9 protein-coding genes and 1 riboswitch are annotated in these 13,925 nt (G+C 67.2%); of the genes, 1 reads left to right on the forward strand and 8 read right to left on the reverse strand.

The window, feature by feature from the left end; all coding sequences use genetic code 11:
- Positions 1-5: 5 nt before the first annotated feature.
- The 5 genes from cobU to ACODSP_RS05000 are packed head-to-tail and all read right to left on the reverse strand — an operon-like array spanning position 6 to position 5,113.
- Positions 6-530, reverse strand: a complete 525-nt coding sequence (cobU, locus tag ACODSP_RS04980; RefSeq protein ID WP_488964524.1) for a bifunctional adenosylcobinamide kinase/adenosylcobinamide-phosphate guanylyltransferase — start codon at positions 528-530, stop codon at positions 6-8.
- On the reverse strand, positions 527-1,318 hold the full coding sequence (locus ACODSP_RS04985) for an ABC transporter ATP-binding protein (RefSeq protein ID WP_488964525.1): 792 nt from the start codon (positions 1,316-1,318) through the stop codon (positions 527-529). The genes cobU and ACODSP_RS04985 overlap by 4 nt, the downstream gene beginning before the upstream one ends.
- Positions 1,315-2,364 (reverse strand): FecCD family ABC transporter permease, encoded by a 1,050-nt coding sequence (locus ACODSP_RS04990; RefSeq protein WP_488964526.1) that lies wholly within the window; start codon positions 2,362-2,364, stop codon positions 1,315-1,317. The genes ACODSP_RS04985 and ACODSP_RS04990 overlap by 4 nt, the downstream gene beginning before the upstream one ends.
- The gene (locus tag ACODSP_RS04995; protein WP_488964527.1) at positions 2,361-3,263 is read right to left on the reverse strand and encodes an ABC transporter substrate-binding protein; all 903 of its coding nucleotides are present in this window, start codon (positions 3,261-3,263) and stop codon (positions 2,361-2,363) included. The genes ACODSP_RS04990 and ACODSP_RS04995 overlap by 4 nt, the downstream gene beginning before the upstream one ends.
- Complete coding sequence (locus ACODSP_RS05000) at positions 3,263-5,113, reverse strand: TonB-dependent receptor plug domain-containing protein (protein WP_488964528.1); 1,851 nt, start codon at positions 5,111-5,113, stop codon at positions 3,263-3,265. Before ACODSP_RS05000 ends, ACODSP_RS04995 begins: the two co-directional genes overlap by 1 nt.
- A 218-nt stretch (positions 5,114-5,331) precedes the next feature.
- A riboswitch (cobalamin riboswitch) is annotated at positions 5,332-5,527 on the reverse strand.
- Between the two features lie 260 nt (positions 5,528-5,787).
- Between ACODSP_RS05000 and ACODSP_RS05005 the strand changes: the two genes are divergently transcribed.
- Complete coding sequence (locus ACODSP_RS05005; protein WP_488964529.1) at positions 5,788-7,866, forward strand: methyl-accepting chemotaxis protein; 2,079 nt, start codon at positions 5,788-5,790, stop codon at positions 7,864-7,866.
- Between the two features lie 243 nt (positions 7,867-8,109).
- On the opposite strand, the gene ACODSP_RS05010 is transcribed toward ACODSP_RS05005, so the two are convergent.
- The 3 genes from ACODSP_RS05010 to ACODSP_RS05020 form a co-directional block, all read right to left on the reverse strand.
- Positions 8,110-8,577, reverse strand: coding sequence for a spore coat protein U domain-containing protein (locus tag ACODSP_RS05010; protein WP_245924305.1), 468 nt, complete (start codon positions 8,575-8,577; stop codon positions 8,110-8,112).
- Between the two features lie 246 nt (positions 8,578-8,823).
- Entirely contained in the window at positions 8,824-12,324 is a 3,501-nt protein-coding gene (locus ACODSP_RS05015) for an AAA family ATPase (RefSeq protein ID WP_488964530.1), read from the reverse strand.
- A complete protein-coding gene (locus ACODSP_RS05020) occupies positions 12,324-13,562 on the reverse strand; it encodes a metallophosphoesterase family protein (protein ID WP_488964531.1) in 1,239 nt (412 codons plus the stop codon). Before ACODSP_RS05020 ends, ACODSP_RS05015 begins: the two co-directional genes overlap by 1 nt.
- Positions 13,563-13,925 lie beyond the last annotated feature (363 nt).

Here is a 13,925-nt window from a genome sequence, read left to right on the forward strand (position 1 = left end):
GCTCCTTACTTCAACTGCATCGGCAGGCCAGCAGCCATGAACAGCACCTTGTCGGCGATGCGCGCGATATCCTGATGCAACCGGCCCGCATGGTCGCGGAACAGGCGCGACAGGCGGTTGTCAGGCACGATGCCCAACCCGACCTCATTGCCGACCAGCACGACCGGGACCGTCAGGCCAGGCAGCAGGTCGATCAGCCGTGCGGCCTCCGCCTCCACCTCCCGCCCGGCCAGCATGACATTGGTCAGCCAGAGGGTCAGACAGTCGACCAGGACAGGCCGGGCCGTGGCAGTGGCGCGGGTCAATGCGGCCACCAGATCCAGCGGTTCCTCCACGGTCACCCAGCCTTCGGCCCGTCCCCCCTGATGCAACCGGATACGGTCCTGCATTTCCACATCAAAGGCCTGGGCAGTGGCGATATAGACCCAGGGTCCGGGCAGTGCGGTGACCAGTTGTTCGGCCATCCGGCTTTTGCCCGACCGCGCACCACCCAGGACCAAGGTTATGCCAGGGGTGATGGCCGTGCTCATGCCCGCATCTCCACCGGCAGGCGGCGCCAGGGCAGGGCAAACGGCGCGCCCTCATGCCCGCCACGCACCAGTTCGATCCCATAGACCCGGCCCAACGCCCCGCTGTCCAGAAGGTCGGCGGGCGTGGTATCCGCCGCCACCTTACCAGCCTCATCCAGCAGACACAGGCGGGTGCAGTGCCTGAGAGCAAGCGTCAGGTCGTGCAGCACAACCACCACGGCCATGCCCCCCGCCGCCAATCCAGACAGCAGTTCCATCACCTGCAACTGATGATACGGGTCCAGGCCCGCCGCCGGTTCATCAGCCAGCAGCACCGCCGGATCGCCCGCCAGCGCACGGGCCAGCATGACCCGCGCCCGCTCGCCCCCAGACAGGCTTGTCACACTCCGTTCGGCGAACTGTGTGACGTCGCACTGTTGCATGGCGCGGGCAATCGCGGCGCGGTCGGCCTCTGCCTCCCCACCCCAGGGGCTGGCATGCGGCAACCGGCCCAGCGTCACCACCCGCTCCACCGTCAGGGGCCAGTGGCAATTCGCCCCCTGTTCCAGAAAGCCGATGCGCCGGGCCCGCTCCGCCCGCGGCCACTGCTCCAGCGGCCTGTCATCCAGGGCGACAGCGCCATCCGCCTTCAACAGGCCGGCCATCACCGACAGCAGGGTGGATTTACCGGCCCCGTTCGGCCCGATCAGGCCGACACATTCGCCGGCCCCAACCGACAGGTCCACACCATCCAGGATGGGCCGATTACCCCGTGCAAAACGGATATTGCGGGCTGACAGCAGGCTCATCGCATCCGCTCCCTGGTTTTCAGCAGCAGGTGAAAGAAGAAGGGCGCGCCGATCAGACCCGTGACCACGCCCAGTTTCAATTCGTCATTGGTGGGCAGGAGCCGCACCAGGATGTCGGCGGCCAGCAGCAGGCACGCGCCGGCCAGAGCCGACGGCCAGAGCAACCGTGAAGGCTGGTTCCCCGTGACCCGGCGCAGCAGATGCGGCACCACCAGCCCGACGAAACCGATGCTGCCCGTCACCGCCACCGCCGCCCCCACCGACAGGACGGTGCCGATGATGATGCGCCAGCGCAAGGCGTTCAGGTCCACGCCCATGCTGCCCGCCGTGCGTTCGCCCAGGCCCAGCGCATCCAGCGCCCGACCCGACCCGCCCAGCACCAGAATGCCGGCGATGATGAAGGGGGCGGCTACCAGCAGATGGTCGTTCGTACGGTCGGTCAGACTGCCCAGCAGCCAGAACGCGATCTCCAGCGCCGCATGCGGATTGGGGGCAAGGTTGAGGGCCAGCGAGGTCAGCGACCCCGCCAGCGTCTGTACCGCCAACCCCGCCAGGATCAGCATCAAGACCGACGCATCCCGCCCCGCCAGCCCCTGGATCAGCAGCATGGCAAGTGCCGCCCCCAGCATCCCCGCCACGGGCAGGGCCAGCGGCGCCGTCGCCGACAGCCCGAAATAGATGGCCAGCACCGCCCCCAGGGACGCGGAGGACGAGGCCCCGATCAGCGACGGTTCGGCCAGCGGATTGCGCAGATAGCCCTGCAAGGCCGCCCCCGCCATGCCCAGCCCTGCCCCCACCAGGGCGCCCAGCAGGGCGCGCGGCAGGCGGATCTCCAGGGCAATCAGGGCGGCGGGATTGGCCTGCCCGCTGAACAGGCCCGACAAAAGGTCCACCGCCGGTACATCGGCGGGACCGATCAGGAAGCTGGCGGTCAGCAGGATCGGGAACAGCATCAGAAGCAGGAGAAGCGGAAGGCCAGAATGGCCCACTGCTTGCGCCCCGCGTCCCCGGCTATTGTCGGCGATGTCTTGTGTCGTGACGCTCATCGGATTGATCCTTCCCCGGCAGGTGACGGCTTGGGGATGGCGGCGGGCTGATAGGCCGCCTCGTCATGTGTTCCCAATGCCCTTCCCGCCACCTCCGCCAACCGCTCCACCCCCTCGATCGAGGCGGGCGAGGCGCACAGCCACCAGGCGATGGAAAAGGCAGCGTTGGCCATTTCCCCCCGCGCCGCCGCCAGAGCGGGGTGGTCCATCACAGACTGGCCTACGCCGGGCCGGTCGGGCCGGACGCTGTCCAGCACCAGCAGGTTCGGCGGGTTCAGCAGCAGCGTTTCCACCGCCACCCTTCCATTGGGCCGGCCCGACAGTTTCCCGCCGATATTCTCCAGACCGGCGGCCTTCATCATGTCATTGACGATGCCGCGCGATCCCGGCACCTCACCACCCGGACGGTAAAGCGCCGCCGTCGGGCGCGGGCCGTCACTGGGTCCCGACAGCTTGGCCCGCAACCGGTCGGCCAGGGCACGGCCCTGCCCGCTCCGGCCCAGAGCATCTGCCACCTGTTCGATCTGCGGCGGAATATCGGCCAGGGTCTGCGGCGTTTTCAGCCGTAACACCGGCACGCCCAGCCGTTCCAGCATGCCCACCGTCTGCGCGCGGGCATAACCGCCGGCAATGACCAGATCGGGCTTCAGCATCAAAACACTTTCCGCCGTCCCATCATGGATGGGCATGCCGGCGGCCCGGTCGGCATAGGGGGACAGGTGTGCATCCCCTGCCAGCCGGGTCAGCCCGGCAATCTGCGTCTGCGCATCCAGCGCCAGCAGGAATTGATCCGCGCAGAGCGACAGGGAGACGACGCGTGTGGCGGGCGATAAGACCGGCGCCGCCCCCACGGGAAGCGCCATGAAGGCCGCCACCAGAAGGGCGACGCCGGCCCGCATCAGAACGTCACCGTCACGCCGCCAAAGGCCGACCGGCCCGGCGCACGATAGGTGCGAACCTCCTGGTAATCCTCATCGAACAGGTTCTCCACCCGCCCGAACAGGCTGACATTGCCCAGCACCGCCCATCGCGCCGTGAAATCGACGGTGGTGTAGCTGTCCAGGATGGGCGACGTAGCGGAGGCGGTGTCGCGCTGCTTGCCGACATAGCGCAGGGCGGCACCCAGATCGATACCCTCCACGACGGTCCAGTCCACCGACGCGTTGAGCGTGTCCTGCGGACGGCGCGGCAGGTCACGGCCCGTACGGCTGTCCTTGGCGTCCAGGTAGGTATAGTTGGCCTGGATCAGGACCGTTTCCACCGGCGTCGCCTCAAACGTCAGTTCCACGCCCTTGGTGCGGGCGCGGGCCACGTTGATATAGCCGTTAGAGAAGCCGATCATGTTCGTATAGGTGTTGCGGAACAGGCTGGCCCCGAACCCGACGCGACCATCCAGCAGCTTCTGATCGAAGCCGATATCGGCCCCCTTGCCGTCCTCCGCCGACAGGTTCTTGTTGCCATAGAACGGGTCGTACAGCTGATACAGCGTCGGTGCCTTGTTGGCGGTGCCATAGCTGGCGCGCAGCACGGTCCCGGTTGCCGGCACCTGATAGGCGCCGGTGGCGCGCCAGGTGCCCTCCGTCCCGAACTGTTCATGATCATCAACGCGCCCGCCCAGCGTCAGGGTCAGGTCGCTGGTCACGGCAGCCTGATACTGCACGAAGGCCGACTTGGTGGTGACGCTGTCATCCAGGCCCGTGCTGGTGGCGGTGCCCACCGTATTGGTGGTCTTGCCATCCTCCTCATCGACCGACAGGCCGATGGTGGCGACATCGGCGTCGCGCAGACGCAGGTTGCCCTGATAGTCCAGGGCCTTGCGACGACTGTCGAAGGTGGAGAAGCGGTAGAAACCCGTGGGCTCGTCAAAGTCGCGGTCGGTGCTGGCATAGCTGGCGGCCAGCACATTCTCAAACGCGCCGTCCAGCAGGCTCAGCGTGCCGGCACCCCGGACCTGCCAGGTTTCCTTTTCCTGGGAGGACGGGCCATCGCCGCCGAACGGATCGAATTCGGTGTCCAGCCAGGACCAGCCGGCATTCAGGTCGAAACGCAGAATGTCCGACGCCTTGACGCCAAGGCGGCCACTGACCGACCGTGCATCGGTGCCATCCTTCTCATTGCCCGCGAAGGTGCGGGAGAAGCCGTCGGTGTGCAGGTTGGTTGCCGACAGGGCGTAATCCACCTGTTCGGTGCCGCCCGTCAGACCAGCCTGCTGCCGGAAGGTGCCATAGGCCCCGGCTTCCAGCGTGCCACGGATCTTCGTCTCGCCTTCACCGCGCTTGGTGATGACATTGATCACGCCGGCCATGGCGTCATTGCCGTACAGCGCGCTCTGCGGGCCTTTCAGGACTTCGATCTTCTCGATATCGCCGGTCATCAGGCTGTTGAAATCGAACTCGTTATTGGCACCCGACGCGTCGTTCACCTCCACCCCGTCGATCAGCACCTTGACCATGCCGCTTTCCGACCCGCGCAGGCGGACGGTGGAGGTGCTGCCCAGACCGCCATTGCGGGAGATGGACACGCCCGGCACGCGCTTCAGCAGGTCCAGCGCCTGCACCTGCTGGCGGCGCTCGATCTCGGCGCTGTCGATGATGCTGACGCTGCTGCCCACGCGTTCCTGTGCGGTGGGCACCTTGTTGGCGGACACGATGATTTCGGCAACCTGCGTCGGCTCCGCCAGGGCGGCGGATGCGGTCAGGCTGGCCGCAGCGCCCAGAAGGGCGGCGCGGAAATAGGATACTCGGCTCACTTCATAACTCCGTTTCGTTCTTGTTGACGAATTCGGAGGGCATGCGCATGCCGTCACGTCCGCGCCCCGATGGGCACGTGTGTCACGTCATGTCGATAATCTGGTCCTGTGAAAACCCCAAGGGGGTTTGCGTCCGAACCGGTTCACCCGCGCACTCCTTCCGAAGCGCCAGCGCGAAACGGTGAACCGTCCCATCAGGGCACCCCGCCCAATGGCCGCGCGACGCATTGCCGATGGCAGGTCTCCTGGCTCACGGGTCGTCGCACATGCCCGGCCTTCCCAGTTTCCCAGTGGCCATGTCGGGCAGTACTCGCCGCTTACAGTTGCGGGGGCAGCCATGGCATTGACACCCTGCGGCGCCGCACCATGTTCCCTTTTCACCCCTTGCGGGGAACCATCGATGCCCCGGTCTTACCGCGCCCGCGAAGGGCGCGCAAGGTTACCCTTGCGTCCAGGCCTGACATGACACCTTCCCACATGTGACATGGAAGTAACTCCCCCGTTAAAAGCGGCAGGAGAAGCCTGCACCGATGCGCGAAAGGCCGTGGTCAAACCGCGAAAAGTCAATCACCGTCGAAAAGTTGGAACAGAAAGAACTTAAGGTTGCCGGTACCCGGCGCCGACAAAGCACACGGACGAAACCAGTTTTCCCCTAACGGCAAGGGAAAAGGCCCATGATCCTGTCGCTTCGTTCTTCGGTGAAGACCCGCCTTGTTCTGTCCGGTGTCGGGCTATGCCTGGGGTTGGGCCTGGCCCTGACCATCGGGGCCGCGATACAGTCGCAGCGGACGACGGGGGAGCAGGTCCGTCAGGCCCTGAATGAGGCGACCACCGGCTTCGCCCTGATCGCCGCCAATCTGGTCGAAAACGCCATCGACAATGCCCGCATCATCAACGCCCAGGCCGAGGGCGGGCTGAAGATCAAGGGCTATAGCCGGGAACTGGTCTCCGAACAGGCCAGTGCCGCCGTCGGGGCCAACCTGGACATTGTGGGCGTCACCGTCGCCTTCGAACCCAATGGCTTCGATGGCAATGATGCGGGCGGCAAGGGCTATAGCGGTGCCGATGCCAATGGCCGCTTCGTGCCCTATTTCTTCCGCAAATCCGACGGAACCGTGGGGATCGAGGCGCTGATCATGACGGTGGAGGCGGGGATCAAGGAATGGTACCTGGACCCGCTGGCTGCCAACCGCACCATGCTGACGGCCCCCTACCCCTATCCGATTGAGGGCAAGGAAGTGCTGCTGGTCACCGTCAGCACGCCGATCCGCCGCGATGGCAAGCCCATCGGCATCGTCACCACCGACATGGCGCTGACAGCCCTGCAAAAACAGTTCGCTTCCTTCCGTCCGTTGGAGGCCGGTGATGTCCGGCTGCTGGCGCAGAACGGCAATTGGGTGGTGCATCCCGATACCGGCCTGTTGAACAAGCCGCTGGCGAAGGGACCGCTGGCCGATCTGGTGGCGCAGGCGCAGAAGGCCGGGCGGGCCACCTATGCCACCTTGACCCTGGAGGGGGTAGAACGGCTGGTCTTCGCCACGCCCATCAAGTTTAATGGGGTGCAGGAACAATGGGTCCTGATCACGACGGTACCGACCAGCGTCGTGACCGACGCCCTGACCCGGTCCGTCACCACCCTGGCCATCATCGCCACAGTGCTGATCCTGCTGGGCGCCGGGCTGTTCGCGCTGATGGGCAACAGTCTGGCGCGGCCCGTCCTGGCCCTGACCGACGCCATGGTGCGGGTGCGGCGCGGCGACCTGACCTCCCCCATCCCCGGCACCGACCGGGTGGATGAGATCGGGCACATGGCCGAAGCCGTCGTCGCCTTCCGCGATGGTCTGGCAGAGGCGGAGAAGCTGCGGGCGGAGGCGGAGCGTAAGGATGCGGAGGCCGAGGCCAAGCTGAAATCCGACCGTCTGACCCTGGCCGACCGGTTTGAGCGGGAGGTGGGCGCCCTGTTGCGCGGTGTCTCCCAAAGTGCCGAACAGATGGTAGGAATGGCGCAACTGATGTCCACCGACTGCGCCGATACCCAGCAGAGCACCGCCCTGGGCGCGTCTGCCGTGACAGAAGCGGCCGCCAATGTGCAGACGGTGGCGGCCGCAGCCGAGCAGTTGCGCGCCTCCATCGCCGAAATCGGCTCCCAGGTGCAGATGTCGGCCAGCATCGCCTCACGCGCGGCGGAGGAGGCGGGCAGCGCCACCGGCACCGTCAATGCCCTGATCCAGTCGGCCGACCGCATCGGCGCCGTCGTCAACCTGATCAGCGAGATTGCCAGCCAGACCAATCTGCTGGCGCTCAACGCCACCATCGAGGCGGCGCGGGCGGGCGAGGCGGGCAAGGGCTTTGCCGTGGTGGCGTCGGAGGTGAAGAACCTGGCGACCCAGACGGCAAAGGCCACCGACGAGATCGCGGACCTGGTCGCCTCCATCCGGGGATCGTCGGCGGATGCCGCCAAGGCCATGGTCGGCATCGCCACCACCATCCGCACCATCAACGAAACCGCCACCGCCATCGCCGGCGCGGTGGAGGAACAGACCGCCGCCACCCAGGAAATCGCCCGCAATGTCAACGAGGCGGCCCACGGCACCGACGAGGCATCGCGCGCCATCCAGGGCATCGCCGACAAGGTGCTGGCCGTGACAGAGGCCGCCGTCATGGCGCTCGACAATGCCGCGCAGGTCCGCGACAGCGCCGGTGTGGCCGACCGGGAGGTGGGCAGCTTCGTGGCACAGATCCGGGAGGGTTAGGGCGTGGCTCCCTCACCCTCCCAAACGCTACCGCGTTCGGGCCCCTCCCTCTCCCTGCCAAGCGGGCGAGGGGCGAAATCAGGGGCAATGCCCTTTTCCACCCCTCGCCCACGAAGGTGGGAGAGGGAGGGGCCCGGTGGCGCCAGCCACTGGGAGGGTGAGGGCAACAGGCCCCCCGCAGAAGCACCAACAGAAAAGCCCCCGCCCGAGCATCCCGGACGGGGGCTTCATTCCTTCGCGACCTTACTTGGCAGCGATCGTCACGGTGACCGTGTCGGCATAATCGCCGGCGATGTACTGGTCAGAGGCCGGGACCGTGACCTTCAGGTCGGACTTCTTGCCGAACTGCGCGGTGGCGCGGTCGATCACCATCTGGCTGGTCAGGGCGCCGGCGGAGCCGTTGTCGTAGCTGACCGTGTAGTTGATGGTGAAGTTACCAGACTTCAGCTTGCCGGCGTTGGCGGACGCCAGCGTGATCTTGTAGCCGGAGCCGGAATTGCAGGTCTCGGTGACCGAACCGACCGTCTTGGCGGTTTCACCGGCCTTCAGGGCCAGGGACTGGTTCAGGTCCTGGACGGCGATGGTGCAGGATAGAGCGACATTGCCCTTCAGCTGGATGGTGCCGGAAGCGTTCTGGGCCAGGGCGGGGGTGACGGCAGCGGCGGCGATCAGGGCGGCGGCGGCGGTCTTGGCAAAGAACTTGGTCATCATAGGCTCCATCGGTTCCAACTGCTGAGGCATTGTTGCCTTCATGGGAACCAAGGATTGCAGCTTGCGTGCCAACCAAGAACACACCCTGAAAGTTGAGTGATTCCGCGCCTTTCAGGCAGCGTTTACCCTCCATTGACATATTGCATTCTGCAAAATTGCAAAATGCATGTTGAGAAATGCAAATATCATTGCATATTGAAACGGACGCTCCAACCAGCCCCACAACCTAACCTATGGGATAGGGCATCAGGCGCGCAGACGATGGACCTGCACCCGCCCGCCCAGATCCGTCTGCCCCGCCTGCACCACATATTCATGGTGGGTGAACAGAACCACCTGCGTCGCCTGTCCCAATTCAGCCAACGCCCGCAGACCGGCCATGGTCCGCGCCTCGTCAGAGGTGATGAACAGGTCGTCGGCCACGAAGGGCAGCGGGGTCGATTGCGCAACATGCGCCTCCACCGCCGCGATGCGCAGGGCCAGGAACAACTGGTCGCGCAGCCCCTCGCTCATATCCTCCACATGCGCGTCGCTGCCATCCTGGCGTACACCGACCAGAACGGGGTGATCGGCATCGCCATAATCGACCTTCAGGCGAATGACCGGGTTGCCGCCGCTGGCCGCCATGGCCGCCAGGACAGTACCCGCCCGGCGCAGCAGCGGATGCTCATTCCGGTCGCGGTAGCGTTCGACCGCCTGGGTCAGCAGCAGCGATGCCGCCCGCAGCCGCAGCCAGCGCCCCGCCAGCTGTGCCGCCACCGCCACCGCATCGGCCGCATCCTGGGCCGCCCCACCGATACCGGCGCGGTGGCGCATCTCCTCCAGCGTGCGCTCGGCCTCCCGCAATCTGACCGAGGTTTCGGCCAGATCATTCTGCGCACGCTCAATCCGGGTGGACAGGTCCGCCACCTCCGCCGCCATGGCGTCGGGGTCCAGGCCGGTCACGGCATGGCGAAGCTGTTCCGGATCCTGCCCATCGCCGGCCTTGCGCAGTTCCGCCTGCAAGGACAACTCGCTGGCCCGCAACTCCCGCCGCCGCGATGCCGCCGCCACCAGCGCCGGCACATCATCCCCGTCGGTCAACCGATGCAGATGGCGCAGATCGGACAGGGCCGCGGCGGCATCGCGTGCGATCCGTGCAGCGTCCCCGGCCCGCCGGGCTGCCTGATCACGGGATTGTTGCAGGCTTTCGCGGCGCGCCGCCAGGGTCCGGGCCTGCCGCAGCGCATCGTAAAGGGCCGTCGCCGCCGCATCGACCGCCACATCCAGACCGGGCACCATTTCCGCCGCCGCAGACAGCAGGGCCGCACTGTCGGCGCGATAGGCACCGATGTCGCGGTCCAGGCCGGCGATACGGTGATCCAGATCGCGGATCTGGCGCAGTTCCCCCGCGATATCCTCCCATACACGCAGGGCGGCCTCTGCCTCGGCGGGCAGGGCCTGTGCGGCCAAGCCGATACTAGCCATGTCGGCAGCCCAGCCGCTGCCCCAGCCATCCAGTGCCCGTTCGGCGGTGGCCAGATCATCGGCGGCATTGTCCAGGGCGGCGCGGACCAGGGTCAGGCGCTGTTCGGCCTTGCTGGCGGCATCCGCCGCCTGTCGCGCCTGGGCATATGCCGCCTCCGCCGCCACGCGCAGGGCGGGCAGGCTGTCGCTGTCGCCATCTTTCCCGCCGGATAATGTCAGGACGTGGCGCAGATGGGCTGCACATTGGCCGGCATCATCGCTGACACTGTCGAGCGCTTCCTGCAACTGCGCCTGCTGATCCAATGCGGTCAGGATTGTTGTCGCCTGGGTCAGGAATGCCGCCATCTCCGCAGGACTGCCGGGGGTGATGGCGGCGGGCCGCCAAAGGTCGGCCCAACCCTGCGACAGGCGCTGTTCCTCCTGCTCCAGGGTTGCCGCCTCACGGGTGAGGGCCGACAGCCGGTCAGCGCTGGCGGCCAGATCACTCTCGGCCCGCAGGTAATCGGCCACGCGCTGCGCGTCGCGGTCGCGGCGGTCGGCCAGATCGTCCGCCGCCCGCATGGCGGCATCGAAGGCCGGGACGGCATCGGCGGGGGCCGAGGTGCCCTGGGTCAGGTGGGGGCGCAAGCGGGCCCAGTGCCCGTCACGATCGCGCCTTGCCTGGGCGATCAAGGTCGGGGTCGGCACGTCACCGGCGCCAGACAGGGTGCGCAGCGTCTGGCGCAGGCGGGTCGCCTCACCCTCTGCCGCGCGCTGATCCTCCATCAGGCGCAGGCGCTTATTCTCCAGCGCCTGTTCCTGCTGACGCTGCCGCTCCACCGCGTCCGGCGGCGGAAGGGGTAAGGCAGCCAGACGGTCGGGCGGCAGCGCGAAACGGCCCAGGCGGGCCGTCAGCTGCGAAAGACGCGCTGTGCCATCCTCCAGGGCACGCCGCGCCCGGTCCTGGCGCAGCTCCACCTCGCCAAACCGGCGGGCGGCGGCCAGGGCGGCTTCGGCGCGGGCCAGTCTGGCCGCGTCGGGGGCGGTGGCGGGCTGCTGGCGTTCGGCCTGTCTGGCCTCCCGGCTGGCGGCTTCATGCCGGCGGGTGGCGTCGGTGCGGGCCTGATCCAGGCGCGCATGCTCCTTCACCTTGTCGCGGATGCGGGCAATCAGCAGCCGGTCGGGCAGCAGGGCCGAGAGTTGGTCGATATCCGCCGCCTGCCCGATATCGCGGGCCAGTTGCGCCAGCCGGGCCAGGGCGGCGGCCTGTTCCTGCTGCCGCCGGGGCAGGTCGGCGGCGGATTTCGCCATCTCCCCCTGGCGCTGGTACAGGGCCTCAATGGGCGCCGCCAGTGACAACAGGGCCGGAACGGGGCCGGCGGCTTCCAGTGCCGCTTCCGCCTCCGCCAGGGCCTTGGCCGTTTCGTCCGCCTGCCGGGCGCTGGTCAACATCTCCGCCTCTGCCCGGCGCCAGTCGGCGGCCAAGCTTTCGGGCAGGTCCGGCCCCTCCCCCGCCCCGGCCAGGGCCGAAGCCAGATCATCCAGCCGGGCCAGCAGCGGGCGGACACGCCGCAGCCGTTCCAGCCGGCTGCGCGCCGTTTCTGCCTCGGCCAGGGCGGCGCGGATGGCGGCAAGCTGTTCGCGCGCCCCCGTCACCGCCGCTTCGGCAGCTTCCCAGGCTTCGGCCTTCGTCGCCTCGTTGCGCATGCGGGCCGCCGCCTCGGCATAGGCGTCGATGGACTGCCACAGCGGCTTGCTGGCCTGCTTGCGGTGGGGGCTGCCGATCTCGTCCGCGTCGCCGGTCAGGCGGGTGACGATGCGGTCCAGACCGGACAGGCCGCTGCCCGCCTGGAACAGGGTGCGGGCCAGATCGCCGCCCGCCGCCAGCATGGCCTCACCACCGGCCCGCAGGCGGGCATGGTCCAGACCGAACAGCCGCTCAAACGCCACCCGATCCAGCCCGCCCAGCCAGGGGGCCAGGATATTGTCGGGCAGGGCCGTCCCGCCATCACCGTCCAGCAGCGTGGCCGTCCGCCCCTTGCGCCGCTTCACCTCCAGCACCCGCCCGTCGGGCAGGGCCAGCGCCGCCCCGATACGCAGGGCGTTATTGCCGTGGCGGAAGCCCAGACGGGAGCGTTCCGGCACCCCGAACAGCAGGTCGCAGATGGCCGACAGGGCCGTGGATTTCCCGGCCTCGTTGGGACCATGGATAATGTGCAGGCGCGCTTCCGGGTCCGACAGGTCCAGGTTGATCCCGTCGAAATGGCCATAGCGTTCCAGGTCCAGGCGGTTGATACGCATCAGCCTTCCCCCGCCGACAGCCGGTCCAGCAACAACGCCTCCGCATCCTCCAGCAACGCCGCCAGCGCGCCATCGTCCTCCAGCCCCAGATCGGCCAGGGCGCGTTCCGGCAGGCGCGCCTTCAGCTGTGCGATATCGTCCAGCAGCGGGGACAGCGCCTGTTCATCATTCTTCAGCGCGGCCAGCACGGCGGTCAGTTCGGCCAGTGCATCGCCCGTGGGCACCGCACCCCGGACCGGATCGCGCGTATCGGTGACGATGCGTTCGATCCAGATATCCCCACCCGCCCGCGCCGCCGCCTGTTCGGCCTCTGCCGACAGCCAGACGGGATCGGCCTTCAACCGTCGGTGCAGGGCCGTGGCGCCCGTCAGGATCAGGCGTACGGCCAGCGTGCGGTCACCTGCATCAGTCCGCGCCGTGTCCAGGGCGACGGCGATGCGATCGGCCAGCTCCCGTTCCCCCGCCGCCCCGTCCAGCGCCACCGCAACCCGGACCCAGCGCACATCATCCAGCACCACATGCGCGGCATCGGTGATCCGGCCCGCCGCCACCGTGACCAGCGTGGCGCCCTTCGGCCCCGTTTCGTTGGCGTGGCGGCCCTGCAGGTTGCCGGGGAAGATGATCCAGGGGTCGCGGTCGATCACGGCCCGTTCATGCACATGGCCCAGCGCCCAGTAATCATACCCTTTGGCCTTCAGATCGGCGGGCGAACAGGGGGCGTAACGGGCGTGCGGCGGCTTGCCCTCCAGCGCCGTATGCAGCACGCCGATATTCAGAAGGCCGGCAACGGGGACCGGATATGAGGGCACCAGATTGTCGGTGACATCACGGGTATGGAAGCTGCGGCCATGCAGCACCACCCCCAGATCATCCAGCCGGAAACTCTGCGGCTTGCGGTGATCAAAGACATGCACATTGGGCGGCAGCGACAGCCGCCTGGTCATCGTGCTTTCGGCATCATGATTGCCGCGCAGCAGATAGACGGGGATGCCGGCCTTTTCCAGCCGGGCCATCTGTTCGGCAAAGAACAGGCCCGTCATGAAATCGCGCCAGTCGCCATCATAAAGGTCGCCCGCGATGATCAGGAAGGCGACCTGTTCCTCCACCGCCAGATCAACCAGCCGCACCAGCGCCCGGCGCGTGGCGCCGACCAGCATCTCCGCGCGGTCCCCCGCACGTGCGGCAAGACCCAGCAAAGGACTATCCAGGTGAATGTCGGCGGCGTGCAGGAAGCGCATGAAGGGGCGACCGGAAAGGAACGGGTCGGAAGACTTAACCGTTCCGGACGATCCCATGCAACCAAGTGAAACAGAAAATAAAGGGACGTTTCACGGAGTTCACACCTTTCCAGCTCCGAAAGCCGGCAGCTCCGAATGCGAATGAGCGTGAAGAGGGCGTTGATGGGACGATGATAGCAAAGGAAGGGTCGGGAAGTCAGCAGTTACGCGGGGCCGGTGCCAGCGGAGGACGGACGGGCATCCACGACAAACCTAACCTTTAGCTTAGGTTGTGCCATTGCAGCGGCCATAATTGCTATATGCAAGACTATTTGCACATGGCAACATGCATTTTGCAATTTTGCGTTATGCAATAGGCCAACC

The organism is Niveispirillum sp. FG156, from assembly GCF_057809555.1.